The organism is Arthrobacter sedimenti (assembly GCF_042652025.1).
GTDB classification, from domain to species: Bacteria; Actinomycetota; Actinomycetes; order Actinomycetales; family Micrococcaceae; genus Arthrobacter; species Arthrobacter sedimenti.
This window is the reverse complement of the sequence record NZ_JBHSDQ010000001.1, coordinates 575,011-596,641: the sequence shown is the minus strand read 5'-3', so window position 1 is coordinate 596,641 and position 21,631 is coordinate 575,011. Positions and strand designations below refer to the sequence as shown.

The window sequence follows — 21,631 nt, the reverse complement described above, 5'->3', positions numbered from 1 at the left end:
CGAACAGGCTCAGGGGACTAGTATTAGTTCCTGAATCTGCGATTTCACCAATCCAAAGCCCCCCAAGTAGACTTGCCTGAGTTCTACCGCGACAAGCGCGGCTGGAGGGCAAGCTATTTGTAAACGTTCTAGGAGGAACCTGTGGCAAAGGCAAAGTTCGAGCGGACTAAGCCGCACGTCAACATCGGCACCATTGGTCACGTTGACCACGGTAAGACGACGCTGACGGCCGCCATTTCCAAGGTGCTGTACGACAAGTACCCGGATCTCAACGAGAAGCGTGACTTCGCGTCGATCGACTCTGCACCCGAAGAGCGTCAGCGCGGTATTACCATCAACATCTCCCACGTGGAGTACCAGACCGAGAAGCGTCACTACGCACACGTTGACGCCCCCGGCCACGCTGACTACATCAAGAACATGATCACCGGTGCTGCTCAGATGGACGGCGCAATCCTCGTGGTTGCCGCTACTGACGGCCCGATGGCTCAGACCCGCGAGCACGTTCTGCTCGCCCGCCAGGTTGGTGTTCCCTACCTGCTGGTCGCGCTGAACAAGGCTGACATGGTCGATGACGAAGAGCTCCTCGACCTCGTCGAAATGGAAGTTCGTGAGCTCCTGAGCTCGCAGGGCTTCGATGGCGACAACGCTCCGGTGGTCCGCGTTTCCGGCCTGAAGGCCCTGGAAGGCGACCCCGAGTGGGTCAAGTCCGTCGAGGACCTGATGGCTGCTGTCGACGAGTCCGTTCCGGACCCCGTACGTGACCGCGACAAGCCGTTCCTGATGCCGATCGAAGATGTCTTCACCATCACCGGTCGTGGCACCGTTGTTACGGGCCGCGCCGAGCGTGGAACCCTCGCCATCAACTCCGAGGTCGAGATCGTCGGTATCCGCCCGGTCCAGAAGACCACGGTTACCGGTATCGAGATGTTCCACAAGCAGCTCGACGAAGCATGGGCCGGCGAGAACTGTGGCCTGCTGCTCCGCGGTCTGAAGCGCGACGATGTCGAGCGTGGCCAGGTTGTCGTCAAGCCGGGTTCCATCACCCCGCACACCGACTTCGAGGCCAACGTCTACATCCTCTCCAAGGACGAAGGCGGACGTCACAACCCGTTCTACTCGAACTACCGCCCGCAGTTCTACTTCCGTACCACGGACGTAACCGGCGTTATCACCCTGCCCGAGGGCACGGAAATGGTTATGCCCGGCGACAACACTGAGATGACCGTTGCGCTCATCCAGCCCATCGCCATGGAAGAGGGCCTCGGCTTCGCAATCCGCGAAGGCGGCCGCACCGTTGGTTCGGGACGCGTTACCAAGATCATCAAGTAGTACTTACTGATCTCTTAGGACGGCCCCGCTGCTTCAAGCAGCGGGGTCGTTCTTTCGTTAAAGTGCCACTGATACTGTTGCAGCACTGAAAGGAGATCATCATGGGATGGCTTATTATCCTGATCATCGCGGTTGTGGTGGTGGGCGGGGTGTTCTGGGTCAGAAGGAACTTCCGGCACGAAATCGACCGGGCCAAGCGGATCAACAGGGCTAACAAAAACCAGTAGCAGAGAGGCTGCCCAACGATCTGCCGGTTGCCCTTATAACTACTTTTCGGTACACCTAAATTCTTGGTATCCTCGTCTTAGTGACGCCGCAACGACGAGGACGTGTGAGGGCTGTATCGACTATGACGGCGCAAACTGCCACCCCAGGGTTCTGGTCCCGGCTCCTGCTGCTGGGGCCTGCCTTCGTGGCAGCCATTGCGTATGTGGACCCCGGAAACGTGGCGGCCAACCTCACGGCCGGGGCGAGCTTTGGGTATCTGCTGGTCTGGGTCCTCGTGGCGGCCAACGCGATGGCCGTCCTCATCCAGTACCAGTCCGCCAAGCTTGGGCTTGCCACCGGCATGAGCCTGCCGGAAATCCTCGGCCAACGGCTGGGAACCCGCCGCCGGCGCGCCTACTGGGTGCAGGCCGAGGTCGTTGCCGGGGCAACGGATCTGGCTGAGGTCATCGGTGGGGCAGTGGCGCTCAACCTGCTGTTCGGCCTGCCACTGCTTGCGGGCGGTGTCGTTATCGGCCTGGCATCCATGCTGTTGCTGGCACTACAGTCCCGCCGGAGCCAGAAATCCTTCGAGCTTGCCATCCTCACCCTGCTGGGTGTGATTGCCGTGGGGTTCGTGTCGGGCCTGTTCGTCGCTCCGCCGGACGCGGGGGGAGCCCTGGGCGGGCTTGTGCCCCGCTTCGAGGGAACTGATACCGTCCTGCTCGCTGCAAGCATGCTCGGGGCAACCGTCATGCCGCATGCAATCTACCTGCATTCAGCCCTTGCCCGCGACCGCCACGGCTTCTCGAAGGACCCCGCCATCAGGACGCGGTTGATCCGCACCACCCGCGTGGATGTCGCCGGCGCCCTGTTGCTTGCCGGCGTCGTGAATATCGCCATGCTGCTCCTGGCCGCCACCAGCCTCCGGGGGGTGGAAGGCACTGACACCATTGCCGGTGCCCATGCGGCCGTAACGTCCGCACTTGGCCCGGTCATCGGCGTCGTATTCGCTGTAGGCCTGCTGGCCTCCGGGCTGGCGTCCACCTCCGTGGGCTGTTATGCAGGTGCCACCATCATGGGCGGCCTGCTGAAGATGAGGATTCCGCTGCTGGTCCGCCGGACGGTGACCCTGATCCCTGCGTTGCTGGTTCTGGGCGCGGGCATTGAACCCACGGTGGCTCTGGTCCTCAGTCAGGTCCTCCTGAGTTTCGGTATCCCGTTCGCTCTGATTCCGCTGATCCGGCTTACCGGAAGCCGCAAGGTGATGGGTGTCCATGTTGATTCCAAGCCCCTGCGCATCGCCGGGTGGACCAGTGCCACCCTGATAGTGGGACTGAACTGCGTGCTGATCTTCCTGACTGTCACCGGGCACGCGTGACCGGCAGGGCCAGGCAGGCTAGTCTGATCGGCCGCGCCTTGCGCGTGACAGCGCCTGGTACCAGTAAAAGGACCTTTTCGGGGTCCGCTGGAGCGTCTCAAAGTCCACGTGCACCAGGCCAAAGCGCTGCGAATAGCCAGCGGCCCACTCGAAGTTGTCCATGAGCGTCCACACGAAATAGCCGCGCAGGTCCACGCCCTCCGCTAAGCCTCCGGGGGCCGTGGCCTCAAGCGCGGCCCCCAGGTGTCCCGCCAGGTACTCCACCCGGTCGGCATCCTCGAGCGTTTCCGACACACGGTCAGGTTCCGGGAAACTGGCGCCGCCCTCGGTGATGTACACCGGGGGCAGGGCCTGTCCGTACCGGTCCCGCATTTCCTGCAGCAGTATGCCCAGGTGTTCCGGCGCCACGGGCCAGCCGAAGCCCGTGCTGCCGTACTCCGGGTAGCCCACCTCGTGGAAGGGCAGCTTGGCGAGCTCCTGGTGCATGTCCGCAGGCAGGGGTGTGATGCCAGGACCCAAGGCCACCTTGACCGGGAAGTAGTAGTTGAGTCCGTAGAAGTCCAGCGGTTGGTGGATGGTTTTGAGGTCGGCGTCGGAGATCCTGCCGATGGAGCGCAGCCAGGGTTTCGCGTACAACGGCAGGGATGGGTAGCGGCCCAGCAGGACCGGGTCCGCGTAGATCCTGTTCATCAGCAGGTCGTAGAGGTGCGCCACCAGCCGGTCCCCGATTTTCCGGGTGGCGGGGCTGACGGGGGAGTGCAGGTTGGTCAGTCCAATGCCGCCGGCTACTCCCGCAGCCCGCAGCGCCTGCACGCCGAGTCCATGCGCCAGGAGTTGGTGGTGGATGGCCGGAAGGGCATCGAACAAGAGCCGGCGTCCGGGCGCATGCACCCCCAGCGCGTACCCATTGAGGGTGACCGAGACCGGTTCGTTGAGCGTGACCCACTGCGCCACCCGGTCCCCGAACCGCTCGCCGGCGGCCCTGGCGTAGTCGCCGAACCGCTCGGCGGTGTCCCGGTTCAGCCAGCCGCCGCGGTGTTCCAGGGGCAAGGGGGTGTCCCAGTGGTAGAGCGTTGCCATGGGGGAGACGCCGGCTTCGAGCAGCTGGTCGATCAGGCGGTCGTAGAAGTCCAGGCCTTCGGCATTGAAACCGCCCCGGCCGTCAGGCTGGATGCGTGGCCAGGAGAGTGAGAACCGATAGGAATCAACGCCCAGTTCCTTCAGCAGCGCCACGTCTTCGGGAAGCCTGTTGTAGTGATCGCACGCAACTGCGGGGGAGTGCCCGTCCAGGATGGCTCCCGGTTTCTCCGCAAAGGCATCCCATCCAGACGGTCCGCGACCTCCGGCCTTGAGTGCGCCTTCAATCTGGAACGCCGCTGCCGCGACGCCAAGGATGAACGACGGCGGCACGCGCCCGGCCAGTTCCGTCACCGCTTCAGTGCTCTCCAGGGTCATGCCCCTATCATCCAGCCGGTTCCTGCCGGCTGCAATGGTCCTGACCGGCGACGATCCAGGGCCGATTCGCATCTGCCGCGTATTTCCGGCATACTAGATGAGTTGTTCAAGCGCTTCTTCGCGTCCCGATCCGGATAATGCCGGGTGCAGGGTCCAAGTGGAAGACCAAACATAACCCACCCCAATGGAATTGCGGATTTGTATGCGTGTTCAGCGCGACACGCCCGACCGCGGGGGTCGGTTGCGCCGGCAGGTTGAGGAACCCGGATTTATCCGGATTCAGCTTGTGCGGCGGATGGTGGTTACGACCTCAAATGCTTCGGCAGCCATACAACGTGTAAGTGAACAGGGCAGCCCTAAACCGGGGAAGCACAGACTGAAAGAGAGTCAGGCGACATGGCGGGACAAAAAATCCGCATCCGGCTGAAGTCATACGACCACGAGGTCATTGACGTTTCAGCACGGAAGATCGTTGAGACGGTCACGCGCGCAGGCGCAACGGTAGTTGGCCCCGTGCCGCTGCCTACGGAGAAGAACGTGTACTGCGTTATCCGCTCTCCGCACAAGTACAAGGACAGCCGCGAGCACTTTGAAATGCGCACGCACAAGCGTCTTATCGACATCATCGATCCCACGCCGAAGGCTGTTGACTCGCTCATGCGTCTCGACCTGCCGGCTGACGTGAACATCGAAATCAAGCTGTAGGGAGGTGCTGAGAAACTATGACCGCAACCCGTAACGTAAAGGGCCTGCTGGGCACGAAGCTCGGCATGACCCAGGTCTGGGACGAGAACAACAAGCTCATCCCCGTCACTGTGGTCCAGGCAGACTCGAACGTCATCACCCAGCTGCGCAATGCAGACGCTGATGGCTACGTCGCCGTTCAGATCGGCTACGGCCAGATCGATCCCCGCAAGGTCACCAAGCCGCTGGCTGGTCACTTTGAAAAGGCAGGCGTCACGCCTCGCCGTCACGTCGTCGAACTCCGTACCGCAGATGCTGCCGAGTACGAGCTGGGTCAGGAACTCTCCGTAGAGCTCTTCGAAGCCGGCCAGAAGATCGACGTCGTCGGCACCACCAAGGGTAAGGGCTTCGCCGGTGTTATGAAGCGTCACGGCTTCCACGGCGTTGGAGCTTCCCACGGTGCCCACAAGAACCACCGTAAGCCCGGTTCAATCGGTGGCGCATCCACCCCGAGCCGCGTCTTCAAGGGCATGAAAATGGCCGGCCGCATGGGCGCCGTTCGTCACACCACACTGAACCTCACGGTTCACGCGGTTGACGTCGAGAAGTCGCTGCTCCTGATCAAGGGTGCCGTTCCCGGTGCCCGCGGCCAGGTCGTACTCGTACGTACCGCCGTGAAGGGAGCCTAGTTCAATGGCTAACACTGTCCAGGTTGACCTGCCTGCAGAGATCTTCGACGTTCAGACCAACGTGCCCCTGCTGCACCAGGTTGTCGTTGCCCAGCTCGCTGCTGCCCGCCAGGGAACCCACAAGACCAAGACCCGCGCTGAAGTTTCCGGTGCAGGACGCAAGCCGTTCAAGCAGAAGGGTACCGGCCGCGCCCGTCAGGGTTCCGTCCGTGCTCCGCACATGACCGGCGGTGGCATTGTCCACGGTCCCACCCCGCGTGACTACAGCCAGCGGACCCCCAAGAAGATGATTGCTGCTGCCCTGCGCGGTGCACTGTCTGACCGGGCCCGCAACGGTCGCATCCACGTTGTCTCCGAGCTGGTTGCAGGAGACAAGCCGTCTTCCAAGACTGCCCTGGCAACGCTCCGCGGCGTTTCCGACCGCAAGAACCTGCTGGTCGTCATCGAGCGCGATAACGATGTTGCCGCACTGTCCGTGCGCAACCTCAACGGCGTTCACGTTCTGTACGCAGACCAGCTGAACACCTACGACGTTCTCGTCTCTGATGACGTTGTCTTCACCAAGGCTGCCTACGACGCATTCGTTGCCGCTAAGGCAGCAAAGAACGAGGAGGATGCCAAGTGAGCGCAGCCACCATCAAGGATCCCCGCGACGTCGTGCTTGCACCCGTCGTGTCGGAAAAGAGCTACGGCCTGATCGACGAGGGCAAGTACACCTTCCTGGTGGACCCCCGTTCGAACAAGACCGAGATCAAGCTGGCCGTGGAGAAGATCTTCTCCGTCAAGGTCGAATCGATCAACACCATCAACCGTGCCGGTAAGCGCAAGCGCACCAAATTCGGATGGGGTACCCGCAAGAACACCAAGCGTGCGATTGTCACCCTCAAAGAAGGCACCATCGACATCTTCGGCGGTCCGCTCGCGTAGCGGAGACCACTTTAACGAGGAAATAAATTATGGGAATCCGTAAATACAAGCCGACTACCCCGGGCCGTCGTGGCTCGAGCGTAGCGGACTTTATCGAAATCACGCGGTCGACGCCGGAAAAGTCGTTGGTACGTCCGCTGCCCAAGAAGGGCGGCCGTAACAACACCGGCAAGATCACCACGCGTCACAAGGGTGGTGGACACAAGCGCCAGTACCGTCTGATCGACTTCCGTCGCCACGACAAGGACGGCGTCAACGCCCGCGTTGCCGAAATCGAGTACGATCCGAACCGCACGGCTCGCATCGCCCTCCTGCACTACGTTGATGGCACCAAGCGTTACATCATCGCTCCCAACAAGCTCTCCCAGGGTGACGTTGTAGAGGCAGGTGCCGGTGCTGACATCAAGCCCGGTAACAACCTGCCGCTGCTCAACATCCCGGTGGGTACCGTCATCCACGCAGTTGAACTGCGTCCGGGCGGCGGCGCCAAGATGGGCCGCTCCGCCGGCGCATCCATCCAGCTTGTTGCCAAGGAAGGCCGTTTCGCCCAGCTGCGTCTGCCCTCAGGTGAAATCCGCAACGTTGACGTGCGCTGCCGCGCAACCGTCGGCGAAGTTGGAAACGCCGAGCAGTCGAACATCAACTGGGGCAAGGCCGGCCGTATGCGGTGGAAGGGCGTCCGCCCGACCGTCCGTGGTGTCGCCATGAACCCGGTTGACCACCCGCATGGTGGTGGTGAAGGTAAGACTTCCGGTGGACGTAACCCCGTGAACCCGAACGGTAAGCGTGAAGGCCGCACCCGCCGCCCCAACAAAGAGAGCGACAAGCTTATTGTGCGTCGCCGTCGTACTGGCAAGAACAAGCGATAGGAGCCTGGACACATGCCACGCAGCCTGAAAAAAGGTCCTTTCGTTGACCAGCACCTCTTTGTGAAGGTAGCCAGGGAAAACGAAAAGGGCACCAAGAACGTCATCAAGACCTGGTCCCGCCGTTCGATGATCATCCCCGACATGCTCGGACACACGATCGCCGTACACGACGGACGCAAGCACATCCCGGTGTTTGTCACTGAGTCGATGGTCGGGCACAAGCTCGGCGAATTCGCTCCCACGCGGACATTCCGCGGCCATGTCAAGGACGACCGTAAGGGCAAGCGCCGCTAGGCGCCTGCGTTTACGTCAAAGACGAGAGAAGGAAAGCAATGGAAGCCAAGGCAATTGCGCGCCACATCCGCGTAACGCCTATGAAGGCCCGGCGCGTCGTCAACCTTGTTCGTGGATTGCAAGCGAATGAGGCTCTGGCAATTCTGAAGTTTGCCCCGCAGGCAGCTTCGGAGCCGGTATTCAAGGTAGTACAGTCGGCAGTCGCCAACGCCCGGGTCCTCGCGGACCGCGATGGCGTGGCGTTTGACGAAGGCGACCTCATCATCAGCGAAGCGTTTGTTGATGAAGGCCCGACCATGAAGCGGTTCCAGCCGCGTGCCCAGGGTCGTGCATTTCAGATCAAGAAGCGCACCAGCCACATCACCGTGGTAGTCGCTACCCCGGAGAAAGAGGAGGCTCGCTAAGTGGGACAGAAAGTAAACCCGCACGGGTTCCGACTCGGCATCACCACCGATCACGTATCGCACTGGTTCGCTGACAGCACCAAGGCCGGCCAGCGGTACAAGGACTTCGTTCGCGAAGACATCCGCATCCGCCAGCTCATGTCCACGGGCATGGAGCGCGCCGGCATCGCCAAGGTCGAGATCGAGCGCACCCGTGACCGCGTCCGCGTGGACATCCACACGGCCCGTCCCGGCATCGTTATCGGCCGCCGTGGAGCAGAAGCAGACCGCATCCGCGGCGAGCTCGAAAAGCTCACCGGCAAGCAGGTCCAGCTGAACATCCTCGAGGTCAAGAACCCCGAGATGGAAGCCCAGCTTGTTGCCCAGGGCGTTGCAGAGCAGCTGACTTCCCGCGTGGCTTTCCGCCGTGCGATGAAGAAGGCCATGCAGTCCGCACAGCGTGCAGGTGCCAAGGGCATCCGTATCGCCTGCTCGGGCCGCCTGGGTGGCGCTGAAATGTCCCGCTCGGAGTTCTACCGCGAAGGCCGTGTGCCCCTGCACACCCTCCGCGCGAACATCGACTATGGCTTCTACGAAGCCAAGACCACCTTCGGCCGCATCGGTGTGAAGGTCTGGATCTACAAGGGTGACGTCACCGCCAAGGAACTGGCCGCACAGGCCGCCGCTGCACCGTCCCGCGGTGGCCGTGGCGACCGTCCCGGCCGCCCGGGTGGCGCTGACCGCGGTGACCGCCGCCGTCGCAACGACCGCCCGGCCGCTGACGCAGCTCCTGCTGCCGAAGCACCGGCAGCTGAAGCTGCACCTGCAGCAGCAGAAGGAGGACAGGCTTAAATGCTTATCCCACGTCGAGTCAAGCACCGTAAGCAGCACCACCCGGGTCGTTCCGGCGCTGCCACGGGCGGCACCGAGGTCTCGTTCGGTGAGTGGGGTATCCAGGCGCTGAGCCCGGCATACGTCACCAACCGTCAGATCGAGTCCGCTCGTATCGCCATGACCCGCCACATCAAGCGTGGCGGTAAGGTCTGGATCAACATCTACCCGGACCGTCCGCTGACCAAGAAGCCTGCCGAAACCCGCATGGGTTCCGGTAAGGGTTCGCCGGAATGGTGGGTCGCCAACGTCAAGCCGGGCCGGGTTCTGTTCGAACTCTCCGGTGTCAATGAAGAGGTAGCTCGCGAGGCCCTGCGCCTGGCAATCCACAAGCTGCCGTTGAAGGCACGCATTGTGCGTCGCGAAGGTGGTGAATAGAAATGGCAGTAGGATCCAAGGATCTGGCTCCCGCACAGCTGGACGGTTTCGACAACGAGCGTCTCGTTGAAGAACTCCGCAAGGCCAAGGAAGAGCTGTTCAACCTGCGTTTCCAGTCCGCCACCGGACAGCTGGAGAACCACGGTCGCCTGCGCGCGGTAAAGAAGGACATCGCACGCATCTACACCGTTCTCCGCGAACGCGAGCTGGGCATTCGTGCCGAGGTTGCCGCACCGGTTGTGGAAGCCAAGGAAGAGAAGAAGTCCAAGAAGGCTTCAACCAAGAAGGCCGACAAGGCTGAAAAGGCTGAGACCGAGGAGGACGCCAAGTGAGTGAAAAGGACCAGAACGTGACCGAAACTGCTACCGAAGCCAAGGCTGGGCAGCGCGGTTACCGCAAGACCCGTCGCGGCTACGTGGTCTCCGACAAGATGGAAAAGACCATCGTTGTCGAGGTTGAGGACCGCGTGAAGCACGCACTGTACGGCAAGGTCATCCGCCGTACCTCCAAGGTCAAGGCACACGACGAAGAGAACACCGCCGGCATCGGCGACCTCGTTGTCATCGCCGAGACCCGTCCGCTGTCCGCCACCAAGAACTGGCGGCTCGTGGAAATCCTCGAGAAGGCCAAGTAGCACCTGCTGCTTAGCTGAGGCCCCTGCTCCTTATGGAGCGGGGGCCTCCTCGTTTAACTTGCGCGTCACGCCAGACACCTTTTCGCCTCGGCGGACGACGGCGGGACCCGGCTTGGCGGGGGTGTGGCACCCTGGGTGCGGCGAAAGGCTGCCCTGCGTGACGCCGTCGTCCGCCCCGCCCCAACGCCCGCTCACTTTTGACCGCTTTTCTTGCGACGCGCGCTCACTTTTGGCAACTTCTCCAGGGACGCCCGCTCACTGTCTTCAAGCGAGTGAGCGGGCGTTGTGGTGGAACGTGCCAAGGGTGAGCGGGCGATGTGTTGGGACACGCCAAAGGTGAGCGGGCGTTCGACGGCGGGACCCGGCTCGGCGGGGGAGTGGCACCCTGGGTGCGGCGAAAGGCCGCCCTGCGTGACGCCCTCGTATGTTCTTCCTGCTTGCGGCAGCAGGGACAGCGGTGATAGGGGAACCGGCGGAAAACGTGCTAGGATATTGAGTTTGTATGGCGCCTTTCGCGCGCCATCATCAACCTCGTAAACAAGCGTGCCACAGCATAGTGCCCCTGTGCGCCCGGGATTTCGTCCCGGACCGGGTGGGAGCAACTGCTTCTGGCACGGGCGTTTAGGCCTGGTCTGGCAAAATCCAGGCAGGTCAAGAGACACCCCGATCAACCGTTCCGCAAGGCTCATTCCGTAGCAAGACCACGGCCTGAGAACCGGCGCGACGCAAGGAGTAAATAGTGATTCAGCAGGAGTCGCGACTGAAGGTCGCCGACAACACGGGTGCTAAGGAAATCCTTACCATTCGCGTTCTCGGTGGATCCGGCCGTCGCTACGCAGGCATCGGTGACGTCATTGTCGCCACCGTCAAGGATGCAATCCCGGGCGGCAACGTAAAGAAGGGCGATGTGGTCAAGGCCGTCATCGTCCGTACCAAGAAGGAACGCCGCCGTGCGGATGGTTCCTACATCAAGTTTGACGAGAACGCAGCTGTGATCCTGAAGAACGACGGTGACCCCCGTGGTACCCGTATCTTCGGACCGGTTGGTCGTGAACTGCGTGACAAGAAGTTCATGAAGATCGTTTCTCTGGCTCCGGAGGTGCTCTAGTCCATGGCTGCAAAGATCAAGAAGGGTGACCTGGTTCAGGTCATCACTGGCGCCAAGGCTGAGCGCGGCGGCGACCGTGGCAAGCAGGGCAAGGTTCTGCGCGTCTTCACCGACACCAACCGCGTGCTGGTTGAGGGTATCAACCGCGTCACCAAGCACACCCGTGTTGGACAGTCGCAGCGCGGCACCAAGACCGGCGGCATCGAGGTCGTAGAGGCCCCGATCCACATTTCCAACGTGGCCCTGGTTGACCCGTCGACCAAGAAGCCGACCCGCGTGGGCTTCCGCCTCGACACTGTGGAGAAGAACGGTGTCAAGAAGACCGTCCGTATCCGCGTGTCCAAGAGCTCCGGGAAGGACATCTAATGACTGAGACTCTCGAGACTCCGGCAACGAAGATCGTTCCTCGTCTGAAGACCAAGTACGCCGAAACCATCAAGGGCCAGCTCCAGGATGAGTTCAAGTACCAGAACGTGAACCAGGTGCCCCGCTTGGTGAAGGTTGTTGTGAACATGGGTGTTGGAGATGCCGCCAAGGACTCCAAGCTGATCGACGGCGCTGTCCGCGACCTCACCCAGATCACCGGCCAGAAGCCGCAGGTTACCAAGGCCCGCAAGTCGATCGCACAGTTCAAGCTGCGTGAAGGCATGCCCATCGGTGCACACGCAACCCTGCGTGGCGACCGCATGTGGGAATTCGTGGACCGCCTGGTCAGCCTGGCGCTGCCCCGTATCCGCGACTTCCGCGGCCTCAGCGGCAAGCAGTTCGATGGCAATGGCAACTACACCTTCGGTCTGACCGAGCAGGTTATGTTCCACGAAATCGACCAGGACAAGATCGACCGCGTCCGCGGTATGGACATCACGGTTGTGACCACCGCCAAGACCGACGACGAAGGCCGCGCGCTGCTCAAGGCGCTTGGTTTCCCGTTCAAAACCGAAGCTTAATTTACTACGTAAAAGGTCCGGCCGCTGCGCCCCGCAAGGGACGGAACGGCGGAAACCGTTACGAGGAAGGGCATGAGCCCACATGACAATGACAGATCCTGTCGCAGATATGCTTACGCGCCTGCGTAACGCAAACTCGGCATACCACGACTCCGTGTCTATGCCTTACAGCAAGCTCAAGGCACGCGTTGCCGACATCCTCAAGGCCGAAGGTTTCATCGCCGGCTGGAAGGAAGAGGACGCTGAGGTTGGCAAGAAGCTGACCCTCGAACTCAAGTTCGGTCCGAACCGCGAGCGTTCCATCGCCGGTGTACGCCGCATCTCCAAGCCGGGCCTCCGCGTTTACGCGAAGTCCACCAACCTGCCGCACGTGCTGGGTGGCCTGGGTATCGCAATCCTGTCCACCTCTTCCGGCCTCCTGACTGACAAGCAGGCCGGCAAGAAGGGCGTGGGCGGCGAAGTCCTCGCGTACGTCTGGTAACGGGAAAGGAAGAGAATAATGTCACGTATTGGACGTCTCCCCATCACCGTTCCTGCCGGCGTTGAGGTCAAGGTTGACGGCTCTGTCGTCAGCGTCAAGGGTTCCAAGGGCGAACTGACCCACACTGTGGCCAGCCCCATCGAGGTTGCCCTGGACGAGAACACCCTGACCGTAACCCGCCCGAACGACGAGCGCGCCTCCCGTTCGCTCCACGGCCTGACCCGCACCCTGATCGCCAACATGATCCAGGGCGTCACCGCAGGCTACGAGAAGAAGCTTGAAATCGTCGGTACCGGTTACCGCGTTCAGGCCAAGGGTTCTGACCTTGAGTTCGCTCTCGGCTACAGCCACCCGGTCAGCGTTTCGGCTCCGGCCGGCATCACCTTTGCAGTAGAGGGACCGACCAAGCTCTCTGTCTCAGGAATCAACAAGCAGCAGGTCGGCGAAGTTGCTGCCAACATTCGCAAGCTGCGGAAGCCCGACCCGTACAAGGGCAAGGGCATCCGTTACGCCGGCGAAGTCATCCGCCGCAAGGTCGGAAAGGCTGGTAAGTAACCATGGCCATCTCCATTAACAAGAAGCGTACGAACAAGAGCAAGGCTGCTGGTCGCAGCCGCCGCCAGCTTCGTATCCGCAAGCGCATTTCCGGTACGGCTGCCCGCCCCCGCCTGGTGGTCAACCGCTCCGCACGCCATGTATTTGTCCAGGTTGTCGATGACACCATTGGCCAGACCGTAGCAAGCGCGTCCACTCTGGAAGCTGACCTTCGTGCATTCGACGGTGACAAGACTGCCAAGGCCAAGCGCGTCGGCGAGCTCGTTGCCGAACGTGCCAAGGCTGCCGGCGTCGAGGCTGTTGTCTTCGACCGTGGTGGTAACAAGTACCACGGCCGGATTGCCGCCGTCGCTGACGGTGCACGCGAAGGTGGGCTGTCACTGTGACCGAAGCAAACAAGGAAAAGGACACTGTGTCTGCAGATCAGAAGGCTCCCGAAGCCGCAGCTGCTGAGACCACTGCCCCCGCTGCCGACGACCGCCGTGGTGGCGCCCGTCGTGGCGAGCGTGGCGACCGCGGCCAGGGCCGCGGCGACCGCGGTGGCCGTGGTGGCCGCGACGGTGGACGTGAAGCCGAAAAGAACCAGTTCGTAGAGCGCGTTGTCACCATCAACCGCGTTTCCAAGGTCGTCAAGGGTGGTCGTCGCTTCAGCTTCACCGCACTGGTCGTCGTTGGTGACGGTAACGGCATGGTCGGCGTGGGCTACGGCAAGGCCAAGGAAGTTCCCGCTGCTATCGCCAAGGGCGTTGAAGAGGCCAAGAAGTCCTTCTTCCGCGTTCCGCGCGTTGGCAACACCATCCCGCACCGTGTTCAGGGTGAAGCCGCTGCCGGCGTCGTTATGCTGCGTCCGGCCTCCGCCGGTACCGGTGTTATCGCCGGTGGTCCGGTCCGTGCAGTACTGGAGTGCGTGGGCATCCACGACATCCTCTCCAAGTCGCTCGGTTCCTCCAACGCCATCAACATCGTTCACGCGACCGTTGATGCCCTGAAGCGCCTCGAAGAGCCGGCAGCAGTGGCAGCACGCCGCGGCCTGCCGCTGGACGAGGTTGCTCCCCAGGCACTGGTGAAGGCACTCCTGGCTCCGAAGGCAGGTGTTTAGTCATGGCTAAGAACCTGGTTCCTTCCGACGCTCAGTTGGAAATCACTCAGATCAAGTCCGCCATTGGCGGCAAGCAGAACCAGCGCGACACCCTGCGGTCCCTCGGCCTGAAGCGGATCGGACACACCGTTGTCCGCACCGCCGACGCCGTGACTGTTGGAATGCTCAACACGGTTCCGCACCTGGTAAAGGTAGAGGAGGCGAAGTAAATGGCAGAGAACACTGCTGATAAGGCACAGGCTGCTGAGAAGCAGAACGCCCTGAAGGTTCACCACCTGCGTCCCGCCCCGGGTGCCAAGACCGCCAAGACCCGTGTTGGTCGTGGTGAGGCATCCAAGGGTAAGACCGCCGGCCGCGGTACCAAGGGTACGGCTGCCCGCTACCAGGTTAAGGCTGGCTTTGCCGGCGGCCAGCTGCCGCTGCACATGCGCCTGCCTAAGCTGCGTGGCTTCAAGAACCCGTTCCGGGTCGAGTTCCAGGTTGTAAACCTGGACAAGCTCAACGAGCTGTTCCCGGAAGGTGGCGCAGTCACCGTGGAGAACCTGGTCGAAAAGGGTGCCGTTCGCAAGAACCAGCCCGTCAAGGTGCTGGGCACCGGCGACATCACCGTCAAGGTTGACGTCACCGCCCACGCATTCTCGGCCAGCGCCGCTGAAAAGATTGCTGCAGCAGGCGGAAGCACCACCGCCCTGTAAGGGACGGCGCCAGCTGTTTAACTCCCGGTATCCGTGGGCTTTGGCCCCGGATACCGGGAGTTTTTCATATCCGCCGGGCGAATTATTCCCGCCATCCGGCGCATGTGCGCTGCCGTGGATTGTTCGCAGGGCGCATTCAACCGTTAGACTCGGTTGTCGGGATTTATCAAATTCCGCCACCCCACCCTTATTGACACCACAGGAGGACGCTTGCTTAGCGCATTTGGCCGGGCCTTTCGTACGCCTGATCTGCGACGCAAGTTGTTGTTCACGCTGGCAATCATCACTATCTTCCGCTTGGGTGCTTTCATCCCCTCGCCAGGTGTGAACTACCAGAATGTCCAGCAATGCTTGCAAAGCGGTAAGACCGCCGGCGGGTTGTACCAGCTCGTTAACCTCTTCAGCGGCGGCGCGTTGCTCCAGGTGTCCATTTTCGCCCTGGGCATCATGCCTTACATCACGGCGAGCATCATCGTGCAGCTGCTCCGGGTGGTCATTCCCCGGTTCCAGCAGCTCTATGAAGAGGGCGCCTCGGGCCAGTCCAAGCTGACCCAGTACACCCGCTACCTCACCATCGCCCTTGGCCTGCTCAACGCCACCACCCTGGTGTCCCTGGCCCGCTCCGGGCAGTTGCTGCCAGGTTGCCAGCTGCCGGTGATCCCGGACTCCAGCATCATCACCACCATCCTGATCATCATCACGCTGACGGCCGGTACCGGCCTGATCATGTGGATGGGCGAGCTCGTCACGGAGAAGGGCGTGGGTAACGGCATGTCGCTGCTCATCTTCACCTCCATCGCCGCGCAGTTCCCCACCTCGCTGGGCGCCATCTGGACCTCCCAGGGTCCCGGGACTTTCTTCATCGTCCTCGCCGTGGGCCTGCTCACCGTTGCGCTGGTGGTCTTCGTGGAACAGTCCCAGCGCCGCATCCCCGTGCAGTACGCCAAGCGCATGATCGGGCGGCGCACCGTGGGCGGCACCAGCACCTACATTCCCATCAAGGTGAACATGGCCGGTGTCATTCCGGTGATCTTCGCTTCCTCCATGCTCTACATTCCCGGGTTGATTGCACAGTTCAACCAGCCCCGGAACGGTGAGCCCATCCAGCCGTGGGTTGAGTGGATCAACAACAACCTGACCCGCGGTGACCACCCGATCTATATGGCGGTTTACTTCGTCCTGATCGTGTTCTTCACCTACTTCTACGTCGCGATTACCTTCAACCCTGAAGAAGTCTCAGACAACATGAAGAAGTACGGCGGCTTCATTCCAGGTATCCGCGCCGGCAGGCCGACCGCTGATTACCTGCAGTACGTGCTCTCACGGATTACCCTGCCCGGCGCCCTCTACCTGGGCTTCGTGGCACTGATTCCGCTGGTGGCACTGGTACTGATCAACGCGAACCAGAACTTCCCGTTCGGTGGCACCTCGATCCTGATCATGGTGGGCGTTGGTTTGGAGACCGTAAAGCAGATTGATGCGCAGCTACAACAACGTCACTACGAAGGGCTTTTGCGATGACGAGAATGCTGATTATTGGACCTCCCGGTTCCGGAAAAGGAACGCAGGCGGAGCGGATCTCAGAACGCCTCGGCGTTGTGGCCATCTCCACCGGCGACATCTTCCGTGCCAACGTGAAGGGTGAAACGCCGCTGGGCCTCGAGGCCAAGAAGTTCATGGACAACGGCGACTTCGTTCCGGACAGCGTGACCAACAAGATGGTCCGCGACCGCCTCGGCGAGTCCGACGTGAACAACGGCTTCCTCCTGGACGGCTACCCGCGCACCACCGCGCAGGTGGATTACCTTGACGAGATCCTCGCCGACGGCGACGAGAAGCTCGACGTGGTCCTCCAGCTGACCGCCGATGACGAGGAACTGGTGCACCGCCTCCTGGGCCGGGCCAAGGAAACGGGCCGGAGCGACGACAACGAAGCCGTCATCCGCCACCGCCTGGACCTGTACCACGAGCAGACCGAAGCTGTGGTGTCGAAGTACGCCGAGCGCGGCATCCTCACCCAGGTTGACGGGATCGGTCCCATCGACGAAGTCACCAACCGCGTGATGCAGGCCATTAAGGCAGCACAGGCAGCCTGACCAAAGGCGGCCCCGGTTTTATCGAGGCTCCTCCCGGCATCCGGGAGGAGCCTCAGCCATTTGAAAGGAAACACCATGGCCTTCGGCCAGCCCCGCATCGAATACAAGAACAACGCCCAGATGCGCACCATGCACGAGGCAGGCCTGGTCCTCAGCCGTGCACTGGACGCCGCCGTTGCCGCCGCGGTGCCGGGGGTCACCACCAAGCACCTGGACGACGTCTTCGCCGCTGTACTCAACGAGGCTGGCGCGAAGTCCAACTTCCTGGGCTACCACGGCTTCCCGGCCACCATCTGCACCTCCGTGAATGAGGAAGTGGTGCACGGCATTCCCGGCAGCCGGGTCCTGCAGGACGGGGACATCATCTCCATCGACGGCGGGGCCATCGTCAACGGCTGGCACTCGGACTCCGCGCGCACGGTGATCATAGGCACGGCGGACCCGGAGGACCAGCGGCTCTCCGATATCACCCAGGCCGCAATGTGGCGCGGCATCGCGGCGCTGGCCAACGGCTCGCACGTTGGGGACATCGGCGCGGCGATCGACGACTACGTTTCGTCCGTCCCCGGCAAGCCGCTGGGCATCCTGGAGGACTACGTGGGCCATGGCATCGGCTCCGAGATGCACATGGCCCCGGACGTCCTGAACTACCGGACCAACCACCGCGGCCCCAAGATCAAGCCGGGCCTCTGCCTCGCCATCGAGCCCATGCTGGTCCGCGGCGGCATCGAAACCGCTGTCCTGGAAGATGACTGGACTGTGGTGACCACGGACGGCAAGCGCTCCTGCCAGTGGGAGCATTCCGTGGCGGTGCACGAGAAGGGCATCTGGGTACTTTCAGCGTCCGACGGCGGCGCGGAGCACCTGGTGCCCCTCGGCGTCACCCCGGTGCCGATCCCGTAAGGCACACGCACATCCGCTTGCGACGCAGAAAATCCCTGTCGACCCCCATATAGAGGGGTCGACAGGGATTTTGCGTATCGCCAGCGCTTTTGCGGGTCAGAAACTCTTACGACTTCAGCTTCGGCTTCACGTCGCGGTCGTAGATGCTCTGCAGCGTGTTCTTCAGGTCCGTCATGGTGGACTTCACGTCGCCCTGCTGGGTGAGGATCTTCGCCGCGGCCTTGGCCATCTCCTGGTCTGCACCGGGCAGGAACACACGCGCGTTGTCCTGGACCTTGGTGACCGCGAGCTGGTCCACGGCAGTCTGGATCTGCGGCGTCTTGGCCAGGACCGCGCTCATGTCCGCCGACTTCCGGGTGGGCATGTAGCCGGTGGCCGCAGAGAACTCGACGGTGCTCTCCGGCTGGGTGACGAAATCGAGGAACATCCCTGCGGCGAGCTGTTCCTCCTTGGTGATCCCGCTGGGGATGCCCAGGCCCGCGCCGCCCGTGGGGCAGACGTTGGTGGTGGCCTTGGGACCGCCCGGCAGGAAGCCGACGCCCACGTTGAACTTGGCCGACTTCAAGATCCCCAGCAGCGAACCTGTGGAGGCGATGGTGGCGGAAGTCAGGCCGGCCGAGAAGTCGTCCGCGGCTTCCTTGGAGGAGACGCCTGCCCACTTGTCCTTATAGATCGAGTCCTGTGCCCACTGCAGGGCGGCAACGGAGTCGGCGGAGTCGCAGGTAATGTCCCATTCCTTGGACCAGCCGCCGCCCCAGCCCCACAGCATGTTCTGCAGCGTCCAGCCCGCGTAGCCGGCAAGGGCGGGGTAGATGTAGGCGTACTGGGCGCCGGAAGCTGCCTTCAACTTGGGCGCCCACTGGCCGAATTCGTCCCAGGTCTTGGGCGCGCGGTCCGGAATTCCGGCAGCGGCAAAGTGGTCCTTGTTGTAGTAGAACAGCGGGGTCGAGCGGCCGTAGGGGAGCGCCCACTGCTTGCCGTCGTACTTGTAGTCGTTGACCAGCGACTGCTGGAAATCATCCATCTTCATGTTCAGCTGCTTGGTGAGGCTGTCCACGGGGATGATGCTGCCGTTGGTGTAGTAGCGGAACCACCACACGTCCGAGAGGACCACCACGCCCGGAAGGCCCGACTTGGCGGCCTGCGCCGTCTGGAACTTCTGCGCGATTTCCTCGTAGTTGGCGCCGGCCGTCACCAGGTTGACGGTGATGCCGGGGTTCTTGGCCTGGAATTTCTCGATCAGGCTCTTCTCAACATCCTGCGACTGGCCGGGGTGGCTGGACCAGAAGTCGATCTTGGCCGCCGGCTTCACGCCGCTGAAGTCGATGTCGGCCGCCTGGGAGGTGGCCTGCCCGCCGCCGGTGGTTGAGGGTCCGCCGCACGCGGCCAGGGCAGCGGCAGAGGCGGTTACCCCTGCCAGGCCCAGGAAATGCCTCCGGTCCAGATGAAGTGTCATGACAGTTCCTTTCGGTTGTTGCCTTTGAAAATGTGAAAGTTGGGTTGGAAAGTACGACGCCGGCTGGCAGCTCAGCCCGTCACGCTCCCTTGGGTGAGGCCGGCCACGATGTAGCGCTGCAGGGCGGCGAAGATGATCAGGATGGGGACGATGACCAGGACCGCGCCGGCCATGAGGACACCCCAGCCAGCGGCGTTGCTCTCGTTGTTCTGCAGCAGGGTCAGCCCCACGGGAAGGGTCATGGTTTCCGGGCGGTCGGTGATGATGAGCGGCCAGATGTAGTCATTCCACTCGGTCACGATCGTCACCAGCGCCACTGTGGCGATGGACGGCACCGAGACCGGGACCACGATTTGCCACAGCCGGCGCCAGTGGCCGGCGCCGTCCATCTCTGCTGACTCGAGGATCGAATTAGGCAGGGTGCGGAAGTGCTGGCGCAGCAGGAAGGTGCCGAACGCGGTGCCCAGGCCGGGAAGGATGATGCCCCACAGGGTGTTCTTGCCGCCCATCCCGGCGATCAGGATGAAGTTGGGCAGGATGGAGACCTGCGGCGGCACCATGAGGGCTACCAGGATCAGCAGGAAGATGAAGTTCCGGAACGGGAAGCGGACAAAGACCAGGGCGTACGCCGTCAGGATCGCCAGGATCACCTTGATGGTGGCGCCGGCCAGGGTGACGATGGTGCTGTTCAGGAAGAACTGCCCAAACGGAACCGTGGTCATGGCAGTCCGGTAGTTCTCCAGATTGAGGCTCTCGGGGAGGATCTTCAGGTCCGTGGTGACGATTTCGCCGGACTGCTTGAAGGAGCTCAACACCATCCACAGCAGCGGCAGGAAGACCACTAGTGTTGCGATGAGCAGGGGCAGGTAGCCGCCCACCACCGTCTGGATGAGGTTGCGGCGCGAGAACGGGCGGTCGCGGCGGAGGTCCTGGGCGGGGCCGGGAACGGCAGGGGCAGCGGGGTCCGGGTTGACCGGTGACAGGGAGGTCACGAGTAGTGCACCTTTCGTTCCACGAACCGCAGCTGCAGCACGGTGATGACCAGGAGGATGGCGAACAGCACCACGGAAATGGCTGCCGAGTAGCCGGCCCTGTTGTACGCGCCGAAGGCCTGCAGGTAGGCCTCGTAAATCAGGGTGCTGGTGCCGGTGCCCAGCGGCGTCATGATCCGGATCAGGTCGAAGGCCTGCAGGGAGCTGAGCATGGTGGTGATCAGGAGGAAGAACGTGGTGGGGGACAGCAGCGGCAGCGAGATGCTCATGAAGCGCCGGAACCCGTTGGCACCGTCGAGGGAGGCAGCCTCCATGACCTCCGTGGGGAGGGACTGCAGCCCGGCCAGGTACACCACGGCGCAGTAGCCCAGGTTCTTCCAGACGTAGACCAGGATCACCATGACCAGCGAGAGCTGGGGATCGTTGATCCACTGCGGGCTTTGCTGCCCGAGGCCCCGCAGCAGCCAGGCCAGGACGCCGTAGCCGGGGTCGAAGATGAACAGCCATACCAGGCCCACGCCGACGCCGGAGAGTACATAGGGCGCAAAGACGGCGGAGCGGGCGAACGTGGTGCCGCGGACCTTCGCGTTCAGCGCCAGTGCTACCAGCAGGCCCAGCAGCATGGATCCGCCCACCGTGACCAGGGTGAATACGGCAGTGGTGCCCAGGACCTTCGGCGCATCGTTGCTGCTGAAGAAGGTGACGTAGTTGGCAAGGCCCACGACGCTGGCGGTGGGGGAGCCCAGCGTCCAGTCCAGCGTGGAGTAGTACATGTTGCTGAACAGCGGACGGTAGGTGAAGACGGCGATCAGCACCAGGTTGGGCAACGCCATGGCAAGGAAAACGAAGAAGTCCCGGCGGCTCCTGGCTGTCCACCGCCTGCGGGGTATCTTGGCGGCACCGGCCGCGGGGTCAGCGGGCCTGGTGGAGGGCCGCGGGGAGAGTTGACGTGTCATGCGGATCTCTCACGGGTTTCGGAGCCGGCTTGTGGCCGGTCTCGCGGGTAAGGGGAATCAAGCCATTACTTCACCACATTGTCGGTGGGCGAAACCCCTGAAAAAGCCCTTCTCCTCAAATAGTTAACAAAGGCTTCCTTGCCCATTAACCCTGTGTTGTTTGCAGTCTCGCATAAAGTTTGCTCCTGCGGCAGGGGCGCGCCAGCAGAGGGGACAATAGGG

The 21,631-nt window shown here is 62.4% G+C and carries 30 protein-coding genes; 26 read left to right on the top strand and 4 right to left on the bottom strand.

Translation table 11 applies throughout. The annotated features are described in order from the left end of the window. The first annotated feature begins 141 nt into the window (after positions 1-141). From tuf to ACFO0G_RS02725, 3 genes are all read left to right on the top strand, one after another. The gene (tuf, locus tag ACFO0G_RS02735) at positions 142-1,332 is read left to right on the top strand and encodes an elongation factor Tu (protein ID WP_141159762.1); all 1,191 of its coding nucleotides are present in this window, start codon (positions 142-144) and stop codon (positions 1,330-1,332) included. A gap of 101 nt (positions 1,333-1,433) precedes the next feature. After that, positions 1,434-1,559 (top strand): hypothetical protein, encoded by a 126-nt coding sequence (locus tag ACFO0G_RS02730; RefSeq protein WP_286398220.1) that lies wholly within the window; start codon positions 1,434-1,436, stop codon positions 1,557-1,559. A gap of 122 nt (positions 1,560-1,681) precedes the next feature. Further along, on the top strand, positions 1,682-2,917 hold the full coding sequence (locus tag ACFO0G_RS02725; protein ID WP_376976348.1) for an Nramp family divalent metal transporter: 1,236 nt from the start codon (positions 1,682-1,684) through the stop codon (positions 2,915-2,917). Positions 2,918-2,935: 18 nt separating this feature from the next. Here the strand turns inward: ACFO0G_RS02725 and ACFO0G_RS02720 are convergent, their stop codons facing one another. After that, complete coding sequence (locus tag ACFO0G_RS02720; protein ID WP_376976347.1) at positions 2,936-4,372, bottom strand: GH1 family beta-glucosidase; 1,437 nt, start codon at positions 4,370-4,372, stop codon at positions 2,936-2,938. A gap of 396 nt (positions 4,373-4,768) precedes the next feature. On the opposite strand from ACFO0G_RS02720, the gene rpsJ reads away from it, so the two are divergent. The 23 genes from rpsJ (at position 4,769) to map (ending at position 18,005) form a co-directional block, all read left to right on the top strand. Further along, positions 4,769-5,077, top strand: a complete 309-nt coding sequence (rpsJ, locus tag ACFO0G_RS02715; RefSeq protein WP_003803825.1) for a 30S ribosomal protein S10 — start codon at positions 4,769-4,771, stop codon at positions 5,075-5,077. A gap of 17 nt (positions 5,078-5,094) precedes the next feature. Continuing rightward, positions 5,095-5,745, top strand: coding sequence for a 50S ribosomal protein L3 (rplC, locus tag ACFO0G_RS02710; protein WP_142133086.1), 651 nt, complete (start codon positions 5,095-5,097; stop codon positions 5,743-5,745). A 4-nt stretch (positions 5,746-5,749) separates the two neighbouring features. Further along, the gene (rplD, locus tag ACFO0G_RS02705; RefSeq protein WP_286398215.1) at positions 5,750-6,370 is read left to right on the top strand and encodes a 50S ribosomal protein L4; all 621 of its coding nucleotides are present in this window, start codon (positions 5,750-5,752) and stop codon (positions 6,368-6,370) included. After that, on the top strand, positions 6,367-6,672 hold the full coding sequence (gene rplW / locus ACFO0G_RS02700) for a 50S ribosomal protein L23 (protein ID WP_011692807.1): 306 nt from the start codon (positions 6,367-6,369) through the stop codon (positions 6,670-6,672). Before rplD ends, rplW begins: the two co-directional genes overlap by 4 nt. Before the next feature lie 29 nt (positions 6,673-6,701). Further along, complete coding sequence (gene rplB / locus ACFO0G_RS02695) at positions 6,702-7,541, top strand: 50S ribosomal protein L2 (RefSeq protein ID WP_026264302.1); 840 nt, start codon at positions 6,702-6,704, stop codon at positions 7,539-7,541. A gap of 12 nt (positions 7,542-7,553) precedes the next feature. Further along, positions 7,554-7,835, top strand: a complete 282-nt coding sequence (gene rpsS / locus ACFO0G_RS02690) for a 30S ribosomal protein S19 (RefSeq protein ID WP_003803803.1) — start codon at positions 7,554-7,556, stop codon at positions 7,833-7,835. A 38-nt stretch (positions 7,836-7,873) separates the two neighbouring features. Continuing rightward, a complete protein-coding gene (gene rplV / locus ACFO0G_RS02685; RefSeq protein ID WP_050054313.1) occupies positions 7,874-8,239 on the top strand; it encodes a 50S ribosomal protein L22 in 366 nt (121 codons plus the stop codon). Further along, positions 8,240-9,070 (top strand): 30S ribosomal protein S3, encoded by an 831-nt coding sequence (gene rpsC, locus ACFO0G_RS02680; protein WP_286398212.1) that lies wholly within the window; start codon positions 8,240-8,242, stop codon positions 9,068-9,070. Next, a complete protein-coding gene (gene rplP / locus ACFO0G_RS02675; RefSeq protein WP_015937848.1) occupies positions 9,071-9,487 on the top strand; it encodes a 50S ribosomal protein L16 in 417 nt (138 codons plus the stop codon). Between the two features lie 2 nt (positions 9,488-9,489). Beyond that, positions 9,490-9,819 (top strand): 50S ribosomal protein L29, encoded by a 330-nt coding sequence (gene rpmC, locus ACFO0G_RS02670; RefSeq protein WP_018769136.1) that lies wholly within the window; start codon positions 9,490-9,492, stop codon positions 9,817-9,819. After that, entirely contained in the window at positions 9,816-10,121 is a 306-nt protein-coding gene (gene rpsQ, locus ACFO0G_RS02665) for a 30S ribosomal protein S17 (RefSeq protein ID WP_043454607.1), read from the top strand. The genes rpmC and rpsQ overlap by 4 nt, the downstream gene beginning before the upstream one ends. 739 nt (positions 10,122-10,860) lie before the next feature. After that, positions 10,861-11,229: a 50S ribosomal protein L14 gene (rplN, locus tag ACFO0G_RS02660; RefSeq protein ID WP_003803789.1), complete on the top strand. Its 369-nt coding sequence runs from the start codon at positions 10,861-10,863 to the stop codon at positions 11,227-11,229. Positions 11,230-11,232: 3 nt separating this feature from the next. Continuing rightward, a complete protein-coding gene (gene rplX / locus ACFO0G_RS02655) occupies positions 11,233-11,595 on the top strand; it encodes a 50S ribosomal protein L24 (protein WP_015937845.1) in 363 nt (120 codons plus the stop codon). Further along, complete coding sequence (gene rplE / locus ACFO0G_RS02650; protein WP_142133089.1) at positions 11,595-12,176, top strand: 50S ribosomal protein L5; 582 nt, start codon at positions 11,595-11,597, stop codon at positions 12,174-12,176. The genes rplX and rplE overlap by 1 nt, the downstream gene beginning before the upstream one ends. A gap of 82 nt (positions 12,177-12,258) precedes the next feature. Further along, the gene (gene rpsH / locus ACFO0G_RS02645; RefSeq protein ID WP_018769139.1) at positions 12,259-12,657 is read left to right on the top strand and encodes a 30S ribosomal protein S8; all 399 of its coding nucleotides are present in this window, start codon (positions 12,259-12,261) and stop codon (positions 12,655-12,657) included. A gap of 18 nt (positions 12,658-12,675) precedes the next feature. Continuing rightward, positions 12,676-13,212 carry a 50S ribosomal protein L6 gene (rplF, locus tag ACFO0G_RS02640; protein WP_142133090.1) on the top strand — a complete coding sequence of 179 codons (537 nt, stop codon included), beginning with the start codon at positions 12,676-12,678 and terminating at the stop codon, positions 13,210-13,212. A 2-nt stretch (positions 13,213-13,214) separates the two neighbouring features. Beyond that, entirely contained in the window at positions 13,215-13,598 is a 384-nt protein-coding gene (gene rplR, locus ACFO0G_RS02635; RefSeq protein ID WP_141159771.1) for a 50S ribosomal protein L18, read from the top strand. Next, positions 13,595-14,311 (top strand): 30S ribosomal protein S5, encoded by a 717-nt coding sequence (gene rpsE, locus ACFO0G_RS02630; RefSeq protein WP_142133091.1) that lies wholly within the window; start codon positions 13,595-13,597, stop codon positions 14,309-14,311. The genes rplR and rpsE overlap by 4 nt, the downstream gene beginning before the upstream one ends. Positions 14,312-14,313: 2 nt before the next feature. Further along, positions 14,314-14,520, top strand: coding sequence for a 50S ribosomal protein L30 (rpmD, locus tag ACFO0G_RS02625; protein ID WP_009358731.1), 207 nt, complete (start codon positions 14,314-14,316; stop codon positions 14,518-14,520). After that, a complete protein-coding gene (gene rplO, locus ACFO0G_RS02620) occupies positions 14,521-15,006 on the top strand; it encodes a 50S ribosomal protein L15 (protein ID WP_013601817.1) in 486 nt (161 codons plus the stop codon). Between the two features lie 210 nt (positions 15,007-15,216). After that, on the top strand, positions 15,217-16,527 hold the full coding sequence (gene secY, locus ACFO0G_RS02615; RefSeq protein WP_142133092.1) for a preprotein translocase subunit SecY: 1,311 nt from the start codon (positions 15,217-15,219) through the stop codon (positions 16,525-16,527). A 5-nt stretch (positions 16,528-16,532) separates the two neighbouring features. Next, positions 16,533-17,102, top strand: coding sequence for an adenylate kinase (locus ACFO0G_RS02610; RefSeq protein ID WP_286398204.1), 570 nt, complete (start codon positions 16,533-16,535; stop codon positions 17,100-17,102). A gap of 75 nt (positions 17,103-17,177) precedes the next feature. Beyond that, entirely contained in the window at positions 17,178-18,005 is an 828-nt protein-coding gene (gene map, locus ACFO0G_RS02605) for a type I methionyl aminopeptidase (RefSeq protein WP_376976346.1), read from the top strand. A 106-nt stretch (positions 18,006-18,111) separates the two neighbouring features. Here map and ACFO0G_RS02600 read toward each other — a convergent pair whose 3' ends face one another. The 3 genes from ACFO0G_RS02600 to ACFO0G_RS02590 all read right to left on the bottom strand — a co-directional run bounded on the left by ACFO0G_RS02600 (position 18,112) and on the right by ACFO0G_RS02590 (position 21,409). Then, positions 18,112-19,461, bottom strand: a complete 1,350-nt coding sequence (locus ACFO0G_RS02600) for an ABC transporter substrate-binding protein (RefSeq protein ID WP_376976345.1) — start codon at positions 19,459-19,461, stop codon at positions 18,112-18,114. Positions 19,462-19,532: 71 nt separating this feature from the next. After that, the gene (locus ACFO0G_RS02595) at positions 19,533-20,453 is read right to left on the bottom strand and encodes a carbohydrate ABC transporter permease (RefSeq protein WP_286398199.1); all 921 of its coding nucleotides are present in this window, start codon (positions 20,451-20,453) and stop codon (positions 19,533-19,535) included. Beyond that, positions 20,450-21,409 (bottom strand): carbohydrate ABC transporter permease, encoded by a 960-nt coding sequence (locus ACFO0G_RS02590; RefSeq protein ID WP_376976344.1) that lies wholly within the window; start codon positions 21,407-21,409, stop codon positions 20,450-20,452. Before ACFO0G_RS02590 ends, ACFO0G_RS02595 begins: the two co-directional genes overlap by 4 nt. Between the last annotated feature and the right edge of the window lie 222 nt (positions 21,410-21,631).